The organism is Fictibacillus fluitans, assembly GCF_030418125.1.
GTDB classification, from domain to species: domain Bacteria; phylum Bacillota; class Bacilli; order Bacillales; family Fictibacillaceae; genus Fictibacillus_C; species Fictibacillus_C fluitans.
On the sequence record NZ_JAUHTR010000018.1, the window covers coordinates 42,958 to 66,639 of the forward strand.

Annotated in this window: 23 protein-coding genes and 1 riboswitch; of the genes, 12 read left to right on the forward strand and 11 right to left on the reverse strand. The window is 44.1% G+C overall.

Annotation, left to right across the window (positions count from 1 at the left end):
• Positions 1–117 precede the first annotated feature (117 nt).
• The gene (locus QYB97_RS21835; RefSeq protein ID WP_301168144.1) at positions 118–396 is read left to right on the forward strand and encodes a YggT family protein; all 279 of its coding nucleotides are present in this window, start codon (positions 118–120) and stop codon (positions 394–396) included.
• 211 nt (positions 397–607) lie between these two features.
• On the opposite strand, the gene QYB97_RS21840 is transcribed toward QYB97_RS21835, so the two are convergent.
• From QYB97_RS21840 to QYB97_RS21855, 4 genes are all read right to left on the reverse strand, one after another.
• Positions 608–2,536 carry a DUF2075 domain-containing protein gene (locus QYB97_RS21840; RefSeq protein WP_301168145.1) on the reverse strand — a complete coding sequence of 643 codons (1,929 nt, stop codon included), beginning with the start codon at positions 2,534–2,536 and terminating at the stop codon, positions 608–610.
• A gap of 151 nt (positions 2,537–2,687) precedes the next feature.
• The gene (locus tag QYB97_RS21845; RefSeq protein WP_301168146.1) at positions 2,688–3,215 is read right to left on the reverse strand and encodes a permease; all 528 of its coding nucleotides are present in this window, start codon (positions 3,213–3,215) and stop codon (positions 2,688–2,690) included.
• A complete protein-coding gene (locus QYB97_RS21850; protein ID WP_301168147.1) occupies positions 3,212–3,694 on the reverse strand; it encodes a hypothetical protein in 483 nt (160 codons plus the stop codon). Before QYB97_RS21850 ends, QYB97_RS21845 begins: the two co-directional genes overlap by 4 nt.
• Positions 3,687–4,025: a PadR family transcriptional regulator gene (locus QYB97_RS21855; RefSeq protein ID WP_301168148.1), complete on the reverse strand. Its 339-nt coding sequence runs from the start codon at positions 4,023–4,025 to the stop codon at positions 3,687–3,689. Before QYB97_RS21855 ends, QYB97_RS21850 begins: the two co-directional genes overlap by 8 nt.
• A 413-nt stretch (positions 4,026–4,438) precedes the next feature.
• Between QYB97_RS21855 and QYB97_RS21860 the strand changes: the two genes are divergently transcribed.
• The gene (locus tag QYB97_RS21860) at positions 4,439–5,671 is read left to right on the forward strand and encodes a Fic family protein (protein ID WP_301168149.1); all 1,233 of its coding nucleotides are present in this window, start codon (positions 4,439–4,441) and stop codon (positions 5,669–5,671) included.
• A 95-nt stretch (positions 5,672–5,766) separates the two neighbouring features.
• Here the strand turns inward: QYB97_RS21860 and QYB97_RS21865 are convergent, their stop codons facing one another.
• From QYB97_RS21865 to ahlS, 3 genes are all read right to left on the reverse strand, one after another.
• On the reverse strand, positions 5,767–6,798 hold the full coding sequence (locus tag QYB97_RS21865) for an SDR family oxidoreductase (RefSeq protein ID WP_301168150.1): 1,032 nt from the start codon (positions 6,796–6,798) through the stop codon (positions 5,767–5,769).
• A gap of 131 nt (positions 6,799–6,929) precedes the next feature.
• Positions 6,930–8,111 carry an iron-containing alcohol dehydrogenase gene (locus QYB97_RS21870; RefSeq protein WP_301168151.1) on the reverse strand — a complete coding sequence of 394 codons (1,182 nt, stop codon included), beginning with the start codon at positions 8,109–8,111 and terminating at the stop codon, positions 6,930–6,932.
• A 26-nt stretch (positions 8,112–8,137) separates the two neighbouring features.
• Entirely contained in the window at positions 8,138–8,986 is an 849-nt protein-coding gene (gene ahlS, locus QYB97_RS21875; RefSeq protein WP_301168152.1) for an AhlS family quorum-quenching N-acyl homoserine lactonase, read from the reverse strand.
• A 270-nt stretch (positions 8,987–9,256) separates the two neighbouring features.
• Here ahlS and QYB97_RS21880 point away from each other — a divergent pair, with 270 nt between their 5' ends.
• Complete coding sequence (locus QYB97_RS21880) at positions 9,257–10,543, forward strand: GntP family permease (RefSeq protein ID WP_301168153.1); 1,287 nt, start codon at positions 9,257–9,259, stop codon at positions 10,541–10,543.
• 19 nt (positions 10,544–10,562) lie between these two features.
• Positions 10,563–11,339 carry a 3-hydroxybutyrate dehydrogenase gene (locus tag QYB97_RS21885; RefSeq protein WP_301168154.1) on the forward strand — a complete coding sequence of 259 codons (777 nt, stop codon included), beginning with the start codon at positions 10,563–10,565 and terminating at the stop codon, positions 11,337–11,339.
• A gap of 233 nt (positions 11,340–11,572) precedes the next feature.
• On the opposite strand, the gene QYB97_RS21890 is transcribed toward QYB97_RS21885, so the two are convergent.
• Together QYB97_RS21890 and QYB97_RS21895 are read right to left on the reverse strand one after the other, a co-directional pair.
• Positions 11,573–12,265: an LrgB family protein gene (locus tag QYB97_RS21890; protein WP_301168155.1), complete on the reverse strand. Its 693-nt coding sequence runs from the start codon at positions 12,263–12,265 to the stop codon at positions 11,573–11,575.
• Positions 12,238–12,639, reverse strand: a complete 402-nt coding sequence (locus tag QYB97_RS21895; RefSeq protein ID WP_301168156.1) for a CidA/LrgA family holin-like protein — start codon at positions 12,637–12,639, stop codon at positions 12,238–12,240. The genes QYB97_RS21890 and QYB97_RS21895 overlap by 28 nt, the downstream gene beginning before the upstream one ends.
• A 167-nt stretch (positions 12,640–12,806) precedes the next feature.
• Between QYB97_RS21895 and QYB97_RS21900 the strand changes: the two genes are divergently transcribed.
• Both QYB97_RS21900 and QYB97_RS21905 read left to right on the forward strand, forming a co-directional pair.
• Positions 12,807–13,238, forward strand: coding sequence for a MarR family winged helix-turn-helix transcriptional regulator (locus QYB97_RS21900; protein WP_301168157.1), 432 nt, complete (start codon positions 12,807–12,809; stop codon positions 13,236–13,238).
• Positions 13,239–13,252: 14 nt separating this feature from the next.
• Positions 13,253–13,525, forward strand: coding sequence for a DUF3986 family protein (locus QYB97_RS21905; protein ID WP_301168158.1), 273 nt, complete (start codon positions 13,253–13,255; stop codon positions 13,523–13,525).
• 788 nt (positions 13,526–14,313) lie between these two features.
• Here QYB97_RS21905 and QYB97_RS21910 read toward each other — a convergent pair.
• Positions 14,314–15,477: an endo-1,4-beta-xylanase gene (locus QYB97_RS21910; RefSeq protein ID WP_301168159.1), complete on the reverse strand. Its 1,164-nt coding sequence runs from the start codon at positions 15,475–15,477 to the stop codon at positions 14,314–14,316.
• A 212-nt stretch (positions 15,478–15,689) separates the two neighbouring features.
• Entirely contained in the window at positions 15,690–16,598 is a 909-nt protein-coding gene (locus QYB97_RS21915; protein WP_301168160.1) for a Gfo/Idh/MocA family protein, read from the reverse strand.
• Positions 16,599–16,818: 220 nt separating this feature from the next.
• On the opposite strand from QYB97_RS21915, the gene QYB97_RS21920 reads away from it, so the two are divergent.
• The 6 genes from QYB97_RS21920 to mmuM all read left to right on the forward strand — a co-directional run bounded on the left by QYB97_RS21920 (position 16,819) and on the right by mmuM (position 23,656).
• Positions 16,819–17,979: an ROK family protein gene (locus QYB97_RS21920; RefSeq protein ID WP_301168161.1), complete on the forward strand. Its 1,161-nt coding sequence runs from the start codon at positions 16,819–16,821 to the stop codon at positions 17,977–17,979.
• On the forward strand, positions 17,972–18,697 hold the full coding sequence (locus QYB97_RS21925; RefSeq protein ID WP_301168162.1) for a 6-phosphogluconolactonase: 726 nt from the start codon (positions 17,972–17,974) through the stop codon (positions 18,695–18,697). Before QYB97_RS21920 ends, QYB97_RS21925 begins: the two co-directional genes overlap by 8 nt.
• A 4-nt stretch (positions 18,698–18,701) precedes the next feature.
• Positions 18,702–19,616, forward strand: coding sequence for an ROK family protein (locus QYB97_RS21930; RefSeq protein WP_301168163.1), 915 nt, complete (start codon positions 18,702–18,704; stop codon positions 19,614–19,616).
• Complete coding sequence (locus QYB97_RS21935; protein ID WP_301168164.1) at positions 19,617–20,993, forward strand: family 4 glycosyl hydrolase; 1,377 nt, start codon at positions 19,617–19,619, stop codon at positions 20,991–20,993.
• 124 nt (positions 20,994–21,117) lie between these two features.
• Positions 21,118–21,221, forward strand: a riboswitch (SAM riboswitch).
• An 85-nt stretch (positions 21,222–21,306) separates the two neighbouring features.
• The gene (mmuP, locus tag QYB97_RS21940) at positions 21,307–22,707 is read left to right on the forward strand and encodes an S-methylmethionine permease (RefSeq protein ID WP_301168165.1); all 1,401 of its coding nucleotides are present in this window, start codon (positions 21,307–21,309) and stop codon (positions 22,705–22,707) included.
• On the forward strand, positions 22,691–23,656 hold the full coding sequence (mmuM, locus tag QYB97_RS21945) for a homocysteine S-methyltransferase (protein ID WP_301168166.1): 966 nt from the start codon (positions 22,691–22,693) through the stop codon (positions 23,654–23,656). Before mmuP ends, mmuM begins: the two co-directional genes overlap by 17 nt.
• Positions 23,657–23,682 lie beyond the last annotated feature (26 nt).

Consider the following 23,682-nt stretch of genomic DNA (forward strand, 5'->3'; position numbering starts at 1 on the left):
ATTCATAACACGGACGTTTTCAATAAAAAAAGATGAAACTTTTTTGAGTCTTATCCGTTTATGCAGTAAAGAACAAAGAGTAAAGAGCCAAAATTGTATTAGATGGGGAGAAAAAAAGTGGGTTCTATCATTTTACAAGCAGGACAATACATTTACGATATTTTTTACTGGTTGATGATCATATTCATTATCGGTTCCTGGTTCCCTCAATTTCATGCAACAAGGATGGGCATGTGGATTGGTAATCTAGTGGAACCTTACTTTGGGTTATTTCGGCGCTTTATCCCACCGATTGGAGTCATTGATATATCGGTACTCATCGCCTTAATTGCTTATCGATACTTAGGGGGATTTGCTTTGGCTGGTCTAGGCCAGGTTGTGGGCATGTTTTCATAAATGCATGAAAAAAAGAGCTGTTCTGCAGCTCTTTTTTCTTTAGTTTCTTAGGCAGCCCTCTTATAAGCCTTCTGGTCAAGGCGATAACTTTGGACCATGAGAAGGCTTGCCAAAATAGTGACCCAAGACCACCAATCGCGGTGAGTATGCTCCAAAGACTGTATTTGGTAGCAAGCCTTATTTGCTCATCCTTCTCAGAATCCCGCTAATGCTAATATTTCCCCAACTCCTCCGCAGCCACCTCCACTTTAGGCGACAAGTCCTCATAAGGAGCAGACTTTTTCAGGCGCTCTTTAAAATACTTATTTAACTCTGGATCAGTACAAAAGATAAAGCACCCTTTCATACCTCTCGTCATGAGCGTTCTGTAAGTATTTCTTATAATTTGGTCTGCTAATTCTTGAGCTTTCTCAAGATCCTCTTTGGCCAGTTTTTTAATTCCTCTAAGAGATTGATCGGTTTTAGCGCGCTTAGTATAGTCTGTAACGACATGGCCATCTCTACAGGAAATATCGGGTCCTATGATGACACCGACGTAATCAAACTCCAGTCCTTGAGAAGTATGGATGCAGCCGGCTTCTGAGACGGAATCCTGTTCAATGGCCCAGATGCTGTCTGATAGATTCCAGCTAATCTCAAAGTTGTGTTCCGGTAGTTCAATATCTTTATGTAATGTGTTTTTCCTGCCTTTCGTTGGCCATTCCCAACAGTATCCGGCGAGCATACGTGACTTGTTGTTTTTCTTATTGAGTTCTTCAATTTCCCTCAGCATAGCATTGGGGTCATCACATACTCTGAAGTCATAATCTATGCCACGGTCATTTGCGTTAGCTGTTTCCCTAATTTGAAGAACGTCATCCAGCCAAGCAATATAGGCGTCAGACCCATCACAGCGAAACTGTGAGACAAGCTTACCTTGAATCAGTTCTGCGTCTAGCTCTTTTGTATACTTGCTTATGAGATCAATGCTGCCAATATCTTTTAATGTGACTTTTTGGTTCTCATCGATAAAGAAAATTGTAAATTTAGAAGCGTGGATTACCTCTTTTATCTGGTTTTCTCCTAAATTACTGTAGAGACCGGACTTTTCATTTAGACGGTGTGCTTCATCGATTATGAGAACATCGAATTCATCCTTTTCGGATTCCGTAAAGCTTCCGGATCCTTTAAACAGGTTATCAATCTGGGTTTTCTTGATGGTGCCTTTCAGTTTAGAGGCATATACATTACGTGGAGCTGAATTCTTCGATACATAGAGTGCTGTTAATTCCTGATTAATAAGGTTAACAAGGAGGTTTATAGCCATAACTGATTTCCCTGTACCTGGTCCGCCCTCAATGACCATACCCCTCTTTTTTTCAGTCTTAATACTCTCCAACGCTAAAAGAAAGGCATCTTCATAAAATACTTTTTGCTCATCAATCAGTACAAATTCCTCGTTCCCTTTCAACATGCTAGCAAGAGAATCCTGTAATGACTTTGAAGGACGGATTTTCCCGTGTTCTATCTGATAGATTAACTGGTTACGGTCACCGAAACGAACATATTTCTTAATAAAGTCCCTTAATTTCTGTATTTCGCCTTTTGCAAAAACAGGAGCTTTTTCAAGATGGTCAGTATAGTGAGGATCGATTAAAGGATCATTTTCTGACTTACGGTAATTATGTAAATAGGCGCATGGATTCAACAGGATATGCTGATCTTGCACATTTTGATTAAAGTCATGAATTAAGGCAGCATATGACCATGCTTGATAAGAAGGATGGGTTACTGTCCGATTCCCTCCGCCGAGATAAGTAGACACAAGTGCATCCTTGGATGTTATCTTCTCAACCTCTGACCACTGCTTCAATTCTACGATGACGACATGATCTTCAGTCCCATCATGACCAGCTACCAAGAAATCCACCCGTTTAGAAGTATTGGGTATCTTAAATTCTATGGCAACAGCTGAATCATCTGGAATCTCTTTATCCTGCATAACATTAGACATTCGCTGGAGTGAATTCTCCCATGATTGTATTTCACTTTTACTTGTCCGGCCTATTTTATTTTGATAAGATTCATAAAGACGTTCCACAAGAAGTTCATTTGTAACATCAGAGATAAATTCCATTTTTGTCGCTTCATAAATGATCAAGTTGATGTCACCTCTTTGGAGAGTATAGTGACTATATTTTATCATTTTATGTAAGTAGGATTGGCAAAAAAATGAAAAAAGTGATAAAAGAAGAGCCTCAGTATTTGAAGCTCTTCTTTAAACGTTAAGCGTAATTCTTTATAGAGTCAATTTATGCATCCATCGTTATGTCATTCTTTAACATCTTTTTTTGGTCATATATCTTTTCAAAAAGAAGTCCTGTTAAATAGTAAAATACGAGGCCAAAGCTAATGTGAATCAGTGTGAATTTGGTGCCAAATGATGTGAATTCATATAAAAGAACAGGCAGTTTCACTGTTGACCAGGCGCCTAAGAAAAACACGATATAGCGGACACTGGCTCCTTTTTTCAATAAAAGAACAGCGATGGGAAAGGCTATATAAAGAGGGCCAGCAGCTACTGTTGCCAATAATAAGGTGAATAAGATACCATATATCCCTGATTTTTCACCCATATATCGAATGAGCGATTCCTTTTTTACCCATTGATCCAATAACCCCACCAATATAAATATGGGAGGAAGCAGGAGCAGCATATCCAAAATGCTTTTGCCCGTTAGCTGAACGGCTTTCAATCCCATAGTTTGATTTATAAAAGTTATAACAAGGAGTCCTATTAATAAAACGAAAAAGAACCAGTACCTTTTCAGTTTGATCATGCCATCACCACCCAAATAATTAATGCAAACAGAAGGGACATTATAATGGCAGAAGCATTTCGGGCATAGGCGAAACTTCTTCCAAACGTTTTTTGTTCCATGGATAATGTGGCAAACCCAACAGACATCAATGTGGACATTAATACCGCTACTTGAGGAAGAGCGGCGCCATTTTGTATCAGGGTACGTCCGAGAGGAAAGACGATAAAACTCGGAATCAAAGCAATCGAGCCAAGGATGGTTGAGTAAAAAATGCCAAGTAAACCAGATTGTTCGCCAATAATTGAAGAAATAAATGACGGTGTTAATAAAGTTAATACGAGTCCTACAAAAAGCATAATAGCCAATAGGTCGGGTAAAACATTGCGGAACATTTTCCATGAACGCAATAAGGCATTTTTCGTTTTAGTCTTATCCTTTATGAAAGAAATAACCAAATAGATAGTAGCAACAGCATACAAAATAATCCCGCTAATCATTATTTTGAGTCTTCCATTCTTTATATTTCTCTTGAAAGAACGATAAATTTTTTATTTTTTCCTCTATATCTATATGAAAATCTTCTAATTTTCTTTTGCCATCTGCTGTGATTTTATACATTCTTATCGGCTTATCACCATTAGTATCAAAGTAAGATTCCACTGCCCCTTCTTCCTCTAATTTCTTTAAAGTCCGATATAATATGGCACTGTCAATGGGATTGACGGGAAGCTCTTCCTCACATTTTTGCAGAAGCTTCCCCCCATAGTTATCTCCGTCTGTTAAAAACATTAATAGAAATGCTCCAGTGTGTCTTCCTGTATGTTTCATGGATAAGAATCCTCCTATTTTCAATAATTTTATGACTCACTACTGTTATTGACAGTATACTGTCAATAACAGTAGTGAGTCAACAAGTCTGCACTAATGAATAAGCCATACTACGCAAGAACTCTATATGCTCTTGTTAGTATGGCTTATTCATTAGTGAAAAAGGGTTGCACACTATACGCTTTTGAAATACTCATTCAACTAGGAATTAGTACTAAAGATAAAACACCTATTATTCCTCTTGTCATGAAGGTTCGGTAAGTGTTTTCTAATAATTTGGTCTGCCAATTCTTGTGCTTTATCAAGATCTAGAATTCAAAATAAAAAAATCGTAATTTTTATTTGTATTAAGCAAAGAATGGAATATATAATTAAAAAAATGACGATAATTTTAAATAAGGGAGGTGGTTTTTATGGAATATGAGAAATTATCAAAGCTTTTTTATAAAAAGGATGAAGAATTCTATAAAAACGAACTGAGTAAAAGAAAAAATAGTTATGGAAGCTATTTAACTCCTTTAACGATTAATGGTTTTCGTAAAGGAAAAAAAATTAGTGAAACCTACCAATTATTTTATGTCAATATTCATAAATTAATGTCTCTGAATAATAAAGTATTGATAAATAGTTCCAAAATATCTGCTTTGATTAGTAAGCTTCCTAACTTTGTAATAGAACCATACTTCCATAAACTTATTATAAACGAAGCACAAAGTAATAATGAAATAGAAGGTATACGTAGTACAAAAAAGGAACTAAAAGAAGTACTAGGTGACTTAATGAAATCGGAAAAAAAGAAGAAGCGCTTTAAAGGATTAATGAAAACCTATTTGTTTATAGATGAAATTAAGTCCTTCACAGAAATAGCAGACTTTAGAGAGCTTTATGATAACCTTGTCTCTGATGAAATAGCGAAAGAAGATATACCAGATGGAGAATTATTTAGAAAAGGGTACGTAGAGATAAACGATGGAATAAATACAACGCATATTGGTGTAAGTTCTGAGGGCAAAATTGTTGAATCACTCAATGCATTAATCAATTACTTGGATGATGAACAGCATTCCGAACTATACCGTTACATGGTGGCTCACTATTATTATGAATATATCCATCCTTTTTATGATGGGAATGGGAGAACAGGACGGTTATTAGTATGTAGTTATTTATCTAGATATCTTGAAAGATACTCTGCAATAACATTCTCTTATGCAGTTAACAAAAATAAACTAAAATACTACAACGCATTAGAAGAAATACCTTCTCCATTAAATCAAGGAGATATGACATTTTATTTGAAGGATATGTTAGAATTACTATCTGCAGGACAAGAAGGAATAATTGATGATTTAGAAATAAATTTATCAAAAATGGAACGTATTAAAAACTATTTTAAAAGTAATAATTGGTCTGATCAGGAAGAAGAAGCAGATCTATTAAAAATAATGACCTATCTAAACGTATTTGTAGACGCTGAAGCTAATTTTCCTGTGACTCGGTTAATGGAACTGTCGAAAAAATCAAGGTATAAATTAAATCAAATCATGAACAACTTAAATGAAGCGGGATACGTTCAATTAGTTAGTCAAAGGCCAAAGGAATACAAAGTAACTGATGAATTTTTAGAAAGTATATTAATTGTGTAAGCAGTTAACATGAAGAAAAATTCAGGTAATACGTAATCAATCTCTCTTAAAAAAAGAGACCGAACACTGGATTCGGTCTCCTTTTTGTTTTTCTTTTAGGAATAAGGCACTTGCTCTTTTTTATTATTCTTCGACGCATTCCATACGTACATTCCGAGGCCGGTCAATGCCATCGCCGACAGCACCGGGTGCTTGGAGGCTTTGACGTACCAGCTTCGGTTGCGGACCCAGCCGGAATTGGTGCCCCGCTCATGCATGCCGTAACCGGGTTGATACAGGCCGCTTTCCTCGCGGGGGTTGGACGGTCGGTTGTCATGCTGTGTTCGGAACATCGTCCCTTCCATCCACTTGTCCATCATGCGGGGAGCGAGTCTTCCCAAAACCGTGGTAAGCTTCGCCTGTGACCCGATAAACATGTCCCTTGTCGGGTGGGATGCAGCGTATAATATAGCATCAGCCACTGCTTCAGGGGCATACATCATGCCGACGTGTGCCGGCTGTTTTTCCAGATAGCTCATGGCATGCTCGTTGTACGGGGTATCGATTCTGCCGGGATGGATTAAGGTTACCGAGACGGGTGCTTTTTCCTTTTCCAGTTCCATGCGCAGGTTCTCGGTCCAGCCGTGCAGCGCAAATTTAGCTGCCGAATAGGTGGACTGCACGACGGTCCCGCGGTCGCCGAACAGGCTGCCCACATTGATCAATGCACCGGGAACCCTTCGTTCGGTAAAATGCTTGACTGCCATTCTTGAGCCGTACACCACGCCCCAGAAGTTTGTTTCAAACATCCGCTTCATGTCTTCGGTGCTGACGTCCATGGCTTTGCCGAAGATCGATACCCCGGCGTTGTTGACCCATGTGTCAAAGCGGCCGAATTCACTCAGTGCAGTGTCGGAAATTTTGCGTACATCTTCCTCTTTGCCCACGTCCGCTACCACATAGGCAGTGGGACAGCCTTTGCTTCTCAGTTCTTCTGCCAGCTGCTGAAGAGCCGCTTCATTACGGGCGGCGAGGACCACTTTTGCTCCTTTTGAGGCGGCCATTCTTGCCGTTGCCAGCCCGATGCCGCTGGAAGCTCCGGTAATGACCACAACTTGATGCTTCAGTTTCTTTAAAGAAATTCCCATCAATGTTTCCTCCTCATAAAAAATAGACACCTTATCCTCTACCCGATGGACTGACGTACCAATCATATATGCCTGTATTCCATAAAAAAGAAACCAGGCTTTTGGCCAGGCTTCTAAAGGTTTACAAAGTGTTACTGAGGCTCAACAACGGCACCTTCAAAGGCGGACTGGTAAATGTTTCGGATATCGTCCTCATGCAGCGGTAGCGGGCTTCGCGCCAGTATTCTTTTTTGCTTCACGCCATCCTGTGTCAGGCTCTCGAGGGCTGATTCAGGAACATCAAAACCGGAGAGAGTATCAGGAATGCCTACATCGTTGACGAGGCGCTTCAATTCTTCAACACATCTGTAGGATGCTTCTTCATCGGACAGGTAGGCGGAATTGCCGCCGAGAGCATTTAAAATGTCCCCCATGCGCGTGACACAGCTACTGCGGATATAGCCCATGACATAAGGCAGCAGCACGGCGTTTGATTCGCCATGGGAGATATGAAACTGGCCGCCGAGCGGGTAGGCAAGGGCATGAACACCGGCGACTCCCGCATTGAAAAAAGCAAGGCCGGCGATATAGCTGCCGTTGCTCATGTCAATCCGCGCCTGTTCGTCATTGCCGTTTTCAACGGCCCGGCGAAGGGAGCGGGCGATCAGGCGAATCGCCTGCAGTGCCAGGCCGTCTGTCGTTGGGCTTGCATTAACGGAAATATAGGCTTCCACCGCATGCGTCAGGGCATCAATGCCGGTCGCAGCCGTTACTTTTGGCGGTACGGACAGGGTCAGTGCAGGATCGATGATGGCCACATCGGCAAGCAGGTAATCATGGGTGACCACGTCTTTCGTCGTTTCAAGGGAGAGGACGGAGATGTTGGTGACCTCTGAACCCGTTCCGGAGGTGGTCGGGATAAGGATCTTTGGCAGTCCCTTTTTTTCTACTGTTCTTGTACCTGTTAAATTCAAATAATCCGTGACAGGACCTTCATGGACAGCGAGCACGGACGCGAGCTTGGTCAAATCCAGTGCACTTCCGCCGCCGACACCGATCACCATGTCGAATCCGCCTTCCCGGGTGAACGACACGAGCTTTTCTCCGATTTCAACCGGCGGCTCCGGTACAACTTCCGTGTACAAGGTGACAGAATAGCCCTGTTCCTCAAGCGGGCCGGTAACCTTGTCGGTCAATCCGATTTTAGCGAGCATCGGGTCCGTAACGACTAGGATTTTTTGCGGGCCGTATTTTTCAACTTCAGGCAGCAGTTCCTTTAACGCTCCCCAGCCAATATAGCTTAATGGTGTAAATACCAGCTTTGCTGCATTCATTCTCAGTTGTCCTCCTTCTTCTCCTTTTACTCGTAATAGCCTTCTGTTGATTTCCGGAAGGTTTTAAATTGGTTGGTGTCATGCCCGAACCAGACCTGTGAGTTGGTTTGATTTGCGAGGCGCCGGATTTTTTCCACGGCATTCAAATAGCCGAGGGAGTCATAGATAATGCCCGGTGGCTTTACGGGCGGGCCAAAGCTCTCTGCTGTATAAATGGCATCCGAGGCCAGAATAATGCCGCCGGTTTCCGGCATGTTGATTTGCAGACCAAGCATGCCCCATGCGTGTCCGCTTCCAAAGTTCAGGAGGCTGATTCCTTCGGCCAGATGAATCTGGTCTTCATTTCGCTTAATGGTTTTCCACTGGAGATTGTTTTTGATCCAGGCGTCAATATCTCCCCATATGTAGGCGCCTTCCTTTTCATTTCGGGCATAGGTTTGCAGCGCGCCGCTCAGTTCATCCTCATGAACGATAATCGTCGCGTTCGTAAACAGCTCAAGGCAGCCGGCATGGTCGAGGTGGAGATGGGATGCGACAACGTACTTAATATCCTGCGGCCGTACATTTAACTCCTCAAGCCTGTTATGCGGGTAGCATTCCTCTCCCATGTTGATCGGGAACATGGATTGAGTCGCTTTTCCCCAACGTCCCTCTGCTCCCATTGCTTCCGGATTGCAGGCCGTATCAAACAGGATCTTGCCTTCGGGATGGTCGATCAGCACGGTATATACCGGGAATTCCACAAACTCAGCAGGCGCATTCGGATTGTCGGCTGTTGCCGGATTATGCATGGCAATCATCCAGTTTTTATCCATCTGCATCCTTCCATTATCCATCACGTAAAGCTTTGGATTGGGTTTGATCACATTTGCCATTTCATTTCCTCCCTTTTTTTACGATAAAGCGCTTGCAAAACACCATTCCTTTCCATTCCCTTTTTGCACCAGTCCATAACTCTGTGACCTGGAACAGCACCCTTTTTTAGCACTATTTACCTATACCTATTTCGCATACCACCTATAGCGAGAATTCATTTTACTTATCCGGGCTCTAAGAGTAAAATTCCTCTTCGGGCAGCACATTTTCATAAAAAATTCACAAATCGACGATGCATCGTTTTTATAGAAAGAGAAGGGGGAAAAGGTTTGGTTAGTATCTTGATAGGGCTTGCACTACTAATGTTTTTCGCTTACCTTGGATGGTCCATCATCTGGGTGGCGCCGGTTGTTGCCGGAATTGTTGCGCTCTTGAGCGGGTTGGATCTGCTTGACGCGTATACGAATACGTACATGACAGGCTTCGTGAACTTCACGAAGCAATGGTTCCCGATTTTCTTATTGGGTGCCGTACTTGGGAAATTGATGGAGGATACCGGTGCTGCAAAATCGGTAGCTCTTCAGTTTACAAAATATATCGGAGAGAAACGCGCGATTCTCGGTGTGCTGGTTGCCTCAGCCGTTCTTACCTATGGCGGAGTCAGCTTGTTCGTGGTCGTGTTTGCGATTTATCCGATCGCGCTCGCTTTGTTTAAAAAAGCGAACATCTCCAGAAAATTGATCGCACCGACCATCGTGCTTGGCGCATTCACGTTTACAATGACGGCTGTTCCCGGAACGCCGCAGATTCAGAACCTGATTCCGATGAATACGTTCAAAACGAGTCCGATGGCAGGTTCATGGATCGGAATTGTCGCTACGTTAATTATGGCGGTAGGCGGTTATTTTTGGCTGAAGTTCAGAGAAAACCGAATGACAGCTGCCGGGGATACCTTTACGGAGGTGGAAGGTGACAAGGTAAGTGAGGATGACGAGAACGAAGATCTTCCAAATTGGCTATTGTCGCTTGTACCTTTGATCGTGGTAGTTATTTTGCTGGATTTCGTCAAGCTGAATCCGATCGCTTCCTTATTGGCCGGCATCATCGTGCTGCTTCTTCTTAACCTGAAGCGGTATAAGGCCTTTATGCCATCCATGAACGAAGGAGCGAAGGGCTCGGTTCTTGCGATTATCAACACCGCAGCCGCTGTCGGTTTCGGAGCAGTTGTTACAAGTGTGCCGGAATTTGATCATATTACCGACATGCTGCTGGGCATCTCCAGCAATCCGCTTGTGTCTGAATCATTGGTCGTTCAGCTATTGGCCATGATTACCGGTTCAGCATCCGGCGGAATGGGAATTGCCCTGCAGGCCTTGGGCGGAACCTATGCCGACCTGGCCCATACGTCAGGCATCAGTCCGGAAGCCTTTCACCGAATGGCTTCTGTTGCATCCGGTGCTTCCATTCTTCCTCATAATGGAGCATTGCTGACACTCCTTGCGGTTACGAAGCTGTCCCACAAGGAAACCTATAAAGATGTGTTTGTCGTTGGTTTAATCATCCCAACGATCGCCGTAATTGTTGGAATCATTATGGCGGCCATGGGAATTATATAAAATTTCAGGAGTGAGTGTAATGGTAGAAAATAAAGTTGTCGTTATTACAGGATCTGCAAGTGGAATTGGATTTGAAATTGGTAAAATGTTTGCTGAAAACGGAAGCAAAGTCGTTTTAACCGACTTGAACGAAGAAGGCGTTAAAAAAGCGGCTGAAGAGCTTAAAGGCTTTGGACATGAAGCGATTGGCCTTAAAGCCGACGTAACAAGTGAAGAAGATATCAAAAACATGATCGAAGCGGCTCATAAACAGTACGGACGCATTGATGTCCTTATCAATAACGCTGGCTTGCAGCACGTTTCACCAATTGAAGAATTCCCTACAGCTAAATTTGAATTGATGATCAAAATCATGCTGACTGCACCATTTGTGGCCATCAAGCATGCCTTGCCAATCATGAAAGAACAAGGCTTCGGACGCATCATCAACGTTTCATCCATCAACGGTTTGATTGGATTTGCCGGTAAAGCCGCTTACAACAGTGCCAAGCATGGTGTCATTGGCCTTACTAAAGTTGCAGCACTTGAAGCAGCTGAACATGGCGTGACAGTTAACGCCCTTTGCCCTGGATATGTGGACACTCCACTTGTTCGCAATCAAATGAGCGATCTTGCGAAAACAAGAAACGTATCCCTTGAAGATGTATTGGCAGAGGTTATCTACCCATTAGTTCCTCAAAAACGTCTGCTTGACGTAAGCGAAATTGCAGACTATGCTATGTTCCTTTCCAGCGACAAAGCGAAAAGTGTAACAGGACAAGCCGTTGTGATCGATGGCGGTTATACTGCTCAATAAGAACATATAGAAAATCCCTCAGGCATTGTGCCTGGGGGATTTTTTTTTGAAAATGACTTGTTTGGTGAGTGACTGATTAAAAGCGGTGAGTAAAGTAAGGAATTCCGTGAGTGAGGACAATAAAATGGTGAGTAAACCGTACTTTTTCGTGAGAAAGCATCGAAAAACGGTGAGTAACCTTTAATTCAAACAGAGAAAAAGCCGCCCGGAAACCCGGACGGCTCTATTTTTTCTTATACATGAAAGATCCAAACGACAATCGGACCGAACACCGAACCAAGAACGGCGCACAGTGTCATCGATACTGAACTCATGGATACAGTCAGTTCTCCGTATTCAAAGGCTTTTGATGTGCCAAGAGCATGCGAGGCACTTCCAAAGGCAATGCCTTTTCCAAGGTAGCTTCGGATGCGAACCCATTTCATGATCTTTGGCCCTAAAATGACCCCGGAGAATCCGGCAACCATTACAAAAACTACGGTCATGGAAGGTACGCCGCCGATGCCGGTGGCGATCTGGATGGCAACCGGTGTTGTAATCGACTTTGGCACGATGGATAAGATCAAATCCCGGTCAATGCCAAAGACTTCGGCAAAGAGAAGACCACTGATCATTCCGGAAAACAGACCCGCAAATACGCCGCCTATAATGGGGAGGCTGTACTTAACCAGAATTTTGCGCTGGTTATAAAGCGGATACGCCAATGCGACAACCGCCGGTCCCAGAAGCGAATTGATCCATTTCCCGCCGATCATGTATTGATCATAGGAAACATGAAAGACCAGCAGCAGCCCAATGACCGCTACAGTTGTGGTCAGCACAGGAATGAGGATCGGATAGGAGAAGCGCACATATAGTTTTGTCATTGCGATATACACCGCAATGGTGAGTAAAATAATTATGATTGCGATAAATGCTTGTTGCACTCGTCATTCTCCTTTCCCTTATTGGCATTATTCTCGAGCATCTGGCTCGCGATTCCCGCAGCGACCATCGTTACAAGGGTGCTCAACACGACAATCAGCAGCAAGACCAGGCCATTACCTGAAAAAAGTGCCGGGTAATTCATAACACCTGCCATGGCGGGGATAAATAATAGGGGAAGAAATGACAATAAAAAACTTGCTCCGTCTTCCACAATCTTGACCGGAACAATTTTAAAGGTTAAGCAGATCAGCATAAGGATCAATCCCACGATGCTCCCTGACACCGGCAGATGAAGCAGGTTATTAACTCCTTCTCCGATCAGGGAAAACGCGAAAAGAATGGCAATCTGCAGAATAATTCGTATAGCTTTCACAAAAGGTGCTGTTCTAATAGAACAACTCCCTCCCTTCTGTCTGACTAGCGTTGCTCTTTACATTTTTTATAATTACTTGTACGATACAATTATATATTTGTATTATACAAGCATATAGCCAAATGTCAATGAATACGGGCTATATGCGCGTTCAGGAGTGAATGGCTTTGAACAACAAGAATGCAGTCGAACGGATTGAATATGAACTGACCACCTTTATCCGGCGGGCAGTATACATTGATAACTCGGAAAATAAAATAGGAAATTTGGAGAGAGCCTCGTATTTGATCTTGAGACAGCTCGAGGAATTTGGACCTGCCCGGGTAAAAGAGCTGGCGGCGTCCTTTAAGCTGGACATCTCCACCCTCTCACGCCAGACAGGAACACTGGAGGGAAAAGGCCTGATTGAGCGTTCTTCCGATCCATCGGATGGAAGAGTAAGTCTCTTTACCATTACAGAACTGGGCCGTGAGAAATTGAAAGCGGATAAAAAAATGAGGCTCGCCCGGTATCAAAACATGCTAGAAACCTGGAGCAGCAAAGAGAAGGAGTTGTTCGGGGAACTCCTTGAGCGGATGAATGAGGCGTTTTTTGATTGATGGAGGAGGAAAGTATGAAACCTGCTTACGACTCAAATCAACATCTTCATTTAGGTTACTATGAAAACTCTAAAGATATTGAAGCTACCGCTTATAAAAGAGCGAATGAGGATATATGGGATGTTTATATTGATCTAGAAGAACAACAAATCGAAGTTAAGGAACCACTATTTAATTATGTTGAAAAGATTGGTTACAAAATTTTTTCCTTAATCGGAAAAGAGCTCGATGATAACACAAGCAGTGAGGCATTTGAAAAGTGGCTGCTCCAAAAGGGAATCATTTAATTCAACCGGTTAAGACCCCGATAAGTATACCTATCGGGGTCTTTGTATGCATAACACTAATAATGATTGGGTGGTAGAAAAGTTGGACCACCTCTTTTCTAAAAAATTCATCGTCAAGCTCTCCAATTGATGCTTTGTTAAGCAGAACACGAGTAAATATTTCATTGTAATAGTGTTTGTTTTAGAGAACGAAGGGTATAAAAATTACTATAAGTTACCAAAAATAAACAATTTTTACACTTTCCTTTTAGGTCCACTATTTGGAAGAAAAGATCCAAGGGTTAGACAGTTCTTAAAATAAAAAAGAGGTGATCGCACTGGATGCTACAACAAGAAGAATGTTAAAAATAGTTCTTGGAATTATTATTGGAGCTGTAATCCTCATTGTATTGCTGGCTATAATAGGGGTCTTTACATTCTTTAATGGGCCAAATGATGCATTAGGGGTAACCATACAAAGGTAGGCAGGAGCGATGTTCATGCAGTTCTCAAAAGGAGACATTATCTATAAAATAGGCAGCATCATCATAGCCTCAATTATTGGGTTTAAAACGCATCCTTCTTGGATTGCAAATCTTATGTATATGATCGTGTGTTTAAGCATCTTATCTTTTGTGTTTGACATTCAAATTAAGCCGTTTCCAGGCAGGAGTGGCAGGATAAGAATATGGATATTTTCTGCGCTATTATATGTTGCAGTAGTAATATCCGGTTTTTACAGCTTGTCTTAATATGTGACTTAAATACAATGAGCCTATCCCATAAAGGGATAAGCTCTAGTATAATGCTTATTTATCAATAATCGCCCAATACGCCGGCTTCACATTGTAATCCGGGTCAAACACAAATGGAGCATCCACACCGACACCGTTGTTGTATTGCTCGGCGCGGTCATTAAGCCATGTGTGGTTGTCCGCAATTCCCCAGAAGGTGACATTGCTGATTTTATCGCCTAGTTTTTCGTACAGCTTAAACAGGGCATCGTAGCGCTCTGCCTGCCTTTGGAAGACTTCGGCAGGAATTTCGTCGTATGTTTTGTACGCTGGCTTTGGCGGCCATCCATAAAGGCTGACATCAAGTTCTGTGATCTGGTTGTCGAGGCCAAGGTCCGCGAAGGAATTGATGGAGTCTTCAATCTGCTGAAGAGTCGGCCAGCCGAGCTGGATGTGAGACTGATGTCCGACACCGTCAATCGGCACTCCCTTTTTCATTAAATCCTTCACCAGGTTGTACAGATAGGTTCTTTTTGGTTCCACTTCGGTATTGTAGTCATTGATATAGAGCTTTGAATGTTTTCCGGCATATCGTTTTGTCGAGCGGAACGCCGTCGCAATATAATCGGTTCCCGTGATTTTGTACCATGGGGATTCTCGAAGCCCCTGGCCGTTCGGTGCATTTTCATCGATTACTTCATTCACCACATCCCAGGAATCCACATCATTGCGGTACCGGAGCACGATGGTTCTGATGTGCTCATCCAAACGCTTCAGCAAAAGCCTTTTGTTTTGTTCGCGTTTTTTCGGATCCTTTTCGTTTACCATTGGCTTTCCTTCTTTATCCATGAAAAACCAGTCCGGTACCTGGCTGTGCCAGACGAGGTTGTGGAAGCGGAGGTCCATGTTGTTCTTTCTGGCGAACTTTACGATTTTGTCTGCCTCTTTAAAGTTGTATTTCCCTTCTTCAGGGTGGATGTTGATCGGCTTCATTACGTTTTCAGCCACAAGGCTGTTATAATGGCGCTTTAAAACTTTAGCGTCCGTGCCTTCTAGCTGGTTAGGCTCGACAGCCGCACCAATCGTAAAAGAATCCTCGTATCTTTTGTCGAGCGGCTTTACATCCAGTGCGCTTTGCTTCTGGCTGGGCGTGGCTTCAGCTGCATGGGTAATGCCTGCGGGCAGCAGCAGTGCTAACGCGCATCCGGTGATTAAGGGCTTGCGTAAAACGTTGAGCATGTCATCCGGTCTCCTTTTTCAGTAGTGTAAGTGCTTTCATTTTCTTGCTGATCAAGCTGCATGTAACGTCTGGAAGCTAATTTTATTATACCAACATCAAGTTAGTTTATATATCCAACAAACAAACTTTTCTTATATTTTACAAAAGTTAGTAATAAACTCACAGGGAGTATATTACTAAAACCGGAGACAAGCCGCCTCCGGTTTTTCTTTTACTGCTCTTCTTCAATTAGATTTACAATCCGCTCGCATATTTCATGGGTAAGGAGAGAGTCTTCCACCGATGGATTGGGCTGCCGGTTATGGCGGACGCAATCCAGGAAGTGATCGGTGATTTGATAGAAGCCTCGCTTATAGAGGGTGGGCTCCCAATCTCCGAATTTGATCGTTTCAATGTACTTATTGTGATAATGAGTGGTTTCGACCAGGCTGTTTACCACATATTTGTGGTGGCCGGCATGGTATTCAATGATTTCCTCGGTCACACCACCGTTTCGGTTCATGATGCCCATCGCCGTACAGCCATCCCCGATCAGCTGGATGATCACGTACTGGAGCTTATCATCCTTTTTTTGATGCTCCACTTTCACATCAAGCACCTCGGTTCCCATTAAGAAACGCAGCGTGTCGACCACATGGATAAAATCATCAATGATAAACCGGCGGGTGTAATCAGAGGATGAAAAACGGTTCTTCTGCATTAAAATCAAGTTGGCTTTCCCGTGCTCTTTCAGCTCCCTGACCCGCGGGACAAACCGGCGGTTGAATCCGATCATGGCGAACACGTCATTTTCTTTGGCAAGCTGAACGACACGTTCTGTCTCCGCCAAATGAAGGGATACCGGTTTATCGATGTACGTATGAATTCCGTTTTTCAGCAGCTGTTCGGCAATTTCAAGATGAGCGTCGGTGGCTGCACTCACAAATGCGGCAGTAATCCCTTTTTCAAGGAGCTCATCCACTGTCCGGGCGGTTTCAGGAATCCTATACTGGCTCGCGAGCTGCTGAAGAGTTTCCTCATTTCTTGTGCACAGTACTAGTTCGATGCCTTCCTTCTGGGTAAGCACTGGCATATAAGCCTTACGGGCAATATCTCCAAGTCCAATGATTCCTACTTTCATCTTTCTCACCTCATCTTCAGTATGTATGTCAATTTAAAGGTAACACGTTTACAGGCAAACCTCCTCCTTCACGTACCGGGTGCGGATCATTATCGGTATTGACAGTTTAAGCAGCCGTCACTTATGATTTAATAAATGATCTGAAAATTAGGTCTTTTATTTTTGTTTAGTTATTAAAGGTTATTAATTAATGTTCTTAAATTGAATTGAGAGGTTACGAATGAAATCTTATTTACCGAACGATATAAAAGATGAAAACAGAAAAATCATATTTGATATCCTTCTTCACCATCCGGAACTGGCCAAGGTGGAAATCACAGAAAAAACAGCGATGAGTTTTGTTACGGTAAGTAAAATCGTAAACTATTTTACCGAAATCGGAATTTTAAAAGAGACCGGGGAAAGCCGCGAAGGAATGGGCGGGCTTGGCCGGAAACGAACGGTTTACAAGTTCAATGAAAACAGCTATGTCACGATTGGGCTGGAGATCATCGGCCAGGCTGTGAGGGCGCTGCTTGTGAACTTAAAGAACCAGGTCATCGCTTCCCGCACGTTTCATACCGATCTTCCCTTTTACCATAAAGATTTTGTGCGGGTTTTTACTGAAATCGTAACGGTTATGGAGGAGGAAGCAAAGCAAGCCAGCAGTGTAGTGATTGGAATTGGCATAGGTGTTGCGGGTGCGATTAATACAAGAAGCAAGACGATCAGGATGAAAACAGTAGAAGACCAGGAAGAGGATTTTCATGTAGAGGAAATTGTTGAAAGGCTGAAAAACAATATTACCTATCCTATCCTGCTTGAAAATGATGTAAATGCTTCAACCGTGGCTGAATTCCGCAGCCTGGAAGCGTTTGATGAATGGCCTGAGGATTTGATTCATATCTCCCTTGGAGAAGGGATCGGTGCAGGACTCATTTTGAATAAGAAGCTTCATAGAGGATTTAATTCACGAGCGGGTGAGCTTGAGTATCTGTGCTTTGATGAAGAGTTTAAGAAGACTCCCTCTTCAGTAGGCTGGCTCGAGGGGAAGCTTGGTCTTAGCGCCTTATTAAAAACGTATGATCTGAGTGATTCGAAAGAAAATAAAGCATGCATGGAGTATTTGGCCAAAAAGGTCGCATTGGTGATTACCAATATCATCAGTGTCCTGGATGTGGACCGCATTATTATCAGCGGCAAAACGATTGCTTTGTTTCCGGAGGAGCTCCTTGAAAGAATCAGAGAATGTGTCGGGCGGTATATGGATTGGAATCCGGCGATTTCGTTCAGTGCGGCCGAGCACATGTCTGCTCTGGGGGCGGGGATACTATCGCTGCAACGTGAAATAGGAAAGGTTATATCTGCGCCAAATACAGCCGGAGGTGAACAGCATGCTTAAAATCTTTGAAAAAGAAGAAGAGGTGGCCGAAGCCATCGCGAACGTAATGGCAGCAAGCCTGAAAGAAGATTATCCTTTATTCTGTTTAGCTTCTGGAAGCACACCTCAAAAGAGCTACCAGCGGTTTGCTTTACAGGCAAAACACACCGACAATGTCAGGAAACTTCGGATCGTCAGCCTGGATGAATGGGTGGGCATTGAAAAAGAGTCGGAGGGAAGCTGCTATCAAATGCTGCAAAGGGATTTATTTTCCCCGGCCGGTATCGAGCCTGACCAAATCCTTTTCTATGATGGAATGAGCGATGATTTACAGCAGGAATGTGAAAAGATTGATGCCTATATCAAAGAGCATCCCATCACATTCAGCTTAATGGGCGTGGGAATGAACGGACATATCGGATTAAACGAACCGGGAACGCCATTGCTGGATCACAGCAGTGTCGTCGATCTTTCGAATGAGACAAAAACAACCGCACAAAAGTATTTTGAAGAGCCTGCAACACTGACAAAGGGAATTACTCTGGGATTAAACCAGGTGATTGCCAGCAAAAAAGTCATTGTAGCCATTACCGGCAGACACAAAGCCGATATTGTCAAAGAGATCTTTAACCGTCCAGAAGCGGGGCTGCCGGCCCAGGAACTGCTTCACCATGACCATATTGATTTTTACTTGGATACGGAGGCTGCAAAGCACATTACACAAAAAGTTGAGGGATAAAAACATGAATGAACGTGTGATCGGCGTTGATGTCGGGGGTACGAATGTACGTGTGGGGCTGGTGGAAAACGGACTGTCTCTAACCAGGAAAGAAACAGCTCGGACAACTGAATACAAGAAACCAGATGATTTCTTCGAATCGATTCTTGGCATGATTAAAAAAGTGGATCCGGATCGAACAGCCAAAAAGATCGGGATCGGCCTTCCAGTCCCCTGGCCCGATAATGCGGAACGAATCGTGGATGTGACAAATATTCCATGGCTCGAAGAAATGAGTGTGGACACCCTTCGATCCTATTTTCCGGGCTATCAGGTTTTCATTGATAATGACGTGAACGTGGTTGCGCTGTTAGAAGCACATTCCGGCGCGGCAAAGGGCTTTAGAAACTCGATCTACATCACGGTAAGCACGGGTGTGGGCAGCGGAATTATCATTGATAACAAGGTTCTCAGGGGTTCACACGGCTATGCGGGTGAAATTGGCAGCATGATTGTTTCCAGCCATAAAACAAACCATCCAAGCCTGTACGACGGCTCACTTGAATCGTTATGCAGCGGTCAGGTCCTCGAGGCGGAAAGCCAAAAGCTGTACGGAGTAGACGCCTCTGCAGCCCTGCTGTTCGAACGCTATCAAAAGAGTGCTGAAGAAGCGGAAAAAGTCATCGATTTATGGGTGGAGCACTTCTCGAATGCCATCGCTTCCCTCATGCAAACGATTGATCCGGACATTTTTGTTTTAGGAGGAGCCGTTATTCACCATAATCCATGGCTGATCGAGAAGGTTGCCGAGAGCACCAGGAAAAAAGTTTTCAAAAACCTGAAAGACAAGATCAACATCGTCATCAACCAATACAGCGCCGATGCAGGAGTGATCGGGGCAGGATATCTGGCCATCCATCAATCAGAAGGAGAGATATAAATGAAAATCGCTTTAATTGGAGCAGGAAGTGTTTCGTTCGCCCTTGGCGCACTCAACGATATTGTTTTATCCGAAAAGCTGAAAAAGGTGGATCAGCTGGAAGTCGCTTTAATGGATATTGAGCAGGAAAATGTAAACCGGACCTATCAATATGCGGCAGAGATGTATTCCGCGTTTTCCCATCCTGCTGAATTGTCCAGGACGACTGATTTAGAGATTGCCTTAACTGATGCTGATTTTGTAATCGTTGCCATTGAAGTCAACCGATACTTTTACTGGTCCCAGGACTTCCACATCCCCCGCCGTTTTGGAAGCAAGCAGATCTACGGGGAAAATGGCGGCCCCGGCTCCATGTTCCACACGTTAAGAAACCTGGGTCCGATGCTGCATATCGCGAGGACGATGGAGAAAATATGTCCTGACGCATGGTTTATCAACTACACCAATCCGGAAGCAAAGTTGGTGGAGGCGATCTCCAAATTAACGTCCATTAAGGTTGTCGGACTTTGTCATGGACTCGATATGGGAATCGATCAGCTGGCAAGCTTTCTTGAAACCTCCGCAAGCTCTATCGGCGTTGAGGGCGGAGGGTTAAACCACTTCGGCTTTTTCACGAAAATATGGGATAAGGAAACAGGGGAAGACCTTTATCCTTTATTCCATGAAAAAGAAAAAGCGGCCAATCGTCTTGCTCATTTTGATCACTACGCATTATCCCGGACGATGTACCGTACGTATGGATTTTATCCATACCCAGGAACAAATCATTGCGGCGAATACGTTTCGTACGCTGAAGACTTTTACGCTGGCCTGTCTCTTCAATTCCGCTATGACCCGATCCGGGAAAAGCTGTGGAAGAGCGGTTCCCGAGTACCTGAATTTGTATACTCTGCGAGCGGGAATTCCCTGGATCAAGGGTTGTTTAACGACACGACCACACAGGAAGACTGGGCGGAACAAGCTTACAAGTTTGATAAAAACAAAGTCAGCAAGAGTAACGAATATGCTATTCCCATCATTGAGGCTGTTTACTTTGATGAAGAAATCCAAATCAATGCGGCCAACATGCCGAATAAAGGAGCAATTAAAGGACTTCCGGATGACATGGTGGTGGAAACTCAGGCCATCGTGAACGGAAACGGAATCTCGCTCAAGCCGATGGAGATTGAGCTGCCTACTGCCGTACTCGGCACCATTAATATTCAGGGAAGCATTCATAAGCTGTTGCTTGAAGCCTATGTGGAACAATCCAAAACCAAATTGCTGCAGGCCATATTACTGGATCCCCAGGCTCCTTCTTATTATCAGGCATGTGCCATGATCGATGAAATGTGTGAATTGCAGAAAGAGATTTTGCCAGAATTAGAGTGGAAGTAAAAATTGTTCATTAGCGTATGCGTTTTCCTGATGTATTTCCCCGGAAATAGTCGATTTATTGGGAAAGAATATAAAAGCTGCCTTGACAGCCGGTTTGCCAGTTGTTATTGTAATAAAAAAATATTTCTTATCCAGAGAGGTGGAGGGACTGGCCCTTTGAAGCCTCAGCAACAGGTCGATTGTGATACTGTGCTAATTCCAGCGGGTGAAGAACCTGATAGATGAGAGCGATCGGCTTTATTTGTCAGTAACGCACTCTTTTAGGGTGCGTTTTTTATTTATCTGGACTGGGTGCGAAAAGAAGGAGAGAAGTATGCTGGAAACAGGCAATCAAGAACTGCAAAGAAAAATGAAGGCGAGGCATCTGGTGATGCTGTCGCTGGGTGGCGTTATTGGAACAGGATTGTTTTTGAGCACGGGCTATACCATTCAGCAGGCAGGACCATTTGGGACGATTTTATCGTATTTGGTCGGAGCACTGGTCGTTTATCTGGTCATGCTTTGTTTGGGGGAATTATCCGTGCATATGCCGGAAACGGGAGCCTTTCATACATATGCCACCAAATTTATTGGCCCCGGAACCGGTTTTACCGTTGCGTGGCTGTACTGGCTGACATGGACCGTCGCACTGGGGTCAGAGTTTACGGCTGCAGGACTATTGATGAAGCGGTGGTTTCCTTCCGTGAGCGTCTGGGTCTGGAGTGCTTTGTTTGCTTTCATCATATTTGCCTTTAATGCATGGACGGTCCGCTTTTTCGCAGAATCCGAGTTTTGGTTTTCTTCCATAAAGGTCGTCGCCATCGTCCTTTTTATCCTTTTGGGGGGAGCTGCTGTATTTGGGTGGATTCCATTGGCACATTCCGAACCGGCACCCTTCTTCTCCAATCTAACCAGTGAGGGACTATTTCCGCACGGTGCGTTTGCCATTGTGATGACGATGCTGGCTGTTAATTTTGCCTATTCCGGCACGGAGCTGATTGGTGTGGCTGCCGGCGAAACGGAAAATCCACAAAAAACAATACCTATTGCCATCCGCACGACGCTTTGGCGGCTGATTATCTTTTTCGTGGGTACCATTATTATCTTGTCCGCACTGCTGCCAACTTCTGATGCAGGGGTATTGAAGAGTCCTTTTGTTGCTGTGTTTGACCGCATAGGTGTCCCATATGCTGCAGATCTTATGAATTTTGTCATTCTGACGGCAATTCTTTCCGCGGCAAACTCGGGGCTGTATGCCTCATCCAGGATGCTGTGGTCCCTTTCCAACCAGAAAATGATCAATCCGGCCTTTGGGCGGGTGACGAAAAGGGGAGTCCCGATCAATGCAGTAATTTTAAGTATGCTTGGCGGAGCGCTCGCTCTCTTATCCAGCATCATAGCGCCCGATACGGTCTACGTTGTTCTCGTTTCTATCTCGGGGCTGGCAGTTGTGGTGGTTTGGATGAGTATCAGTGTCGCTCAGTTTAACTTCCGCCGGCAATTTCTGAAAGAAGGAAATTCAGTCAATGATTTGGCGTATCGCACCCCGATATACCCGTTGGTGCCAATTGCAGCGTTTGTTTTGTGCCTCGCTTCACTCATTGGTATCGCCTTTGACCCGACGCAGCGTATCGCTTTGTATTGCGGTGTTCCGTTTATGCTCGTGTGCTACGGAAGCTATTACTTTAAAAATGGATCAAAGAAAAGAGGAGAAAACTATGCCGAAGAAATCTAATCCAATTGATACAATTCTGAAAAACCATTCCTTTGTTGTGCTGGATGGCGCTCTGGCCACAGAGCTAGAACGATACGGCTGCAATCTCGATGACCCGCTTTGGTCTGCCAGCATTCTTCTGGAAAAGCCGGAGCTGATCTATCAGGTTCATGAGGATTATTTTAAAGCAGGAGCGGATGTCGCCATCACGGCGAGCTACCAGGCGACCCTGGACGGCTTTTTATCACGCGGACTTGCTGAACAAGAAGCGATACAGCTGATTCAGCATACAGTGGAGCTCGCGAAAAAGGCGAGAGATGATTTTTGGAAAGAAGAAAGCAGCGATAGCCGGCCAAAGCCGATCGTAGCGGCATCGGTTGGACCGTATGGGGCATATTTGGCAGATGGCTCGGAATACAAAGGAAATTATGGGGTGTCTGATGAAACCTTGGAACAATTTCACCGCCCCAGAATCAAAGCACTGATCGAAGCGGGAGCGGACGTATTGGCGGTGGAAACCATTCCTTCACTGCAGGAGGCAAAGGTTGTGGCCAAGCTTTTAAAAGAGTATCCTGAAACCTATGCCTGGCTGTCCTTCTCATTAAGTGATGGAACAACCATCAGTGAAGGCACATCACTGAAAGAATGTGCGGAGAACTTTAATGAAAATGAGCAGATTGCGGCAATCGGGGTGAACTGTGCCCCGTCTTCTGTTGCGGCAGACGCCGTTGCGGAATTGCACAAACATACAGAAAAGCCGATCATCGTGTATCCCAACTCTGGAGAAACGTACGATCCGGAAACGAAAACGTGGAGCGGAACAGCCAGCTGCGAAGGTGATTTTCATCTCGCCGCCGAGGATTGGTACCGCGCAGGAGCCCGTATTATAGGGGGATGCTGCCGCACCGAGCCGAAGCAAATCAAAAAGCTCGCAGAAAAGCGGAGTGAAGTGGAAAGAGTTCTCCTTTAAATCCATAGAAAAACCCCTTGTCCAAG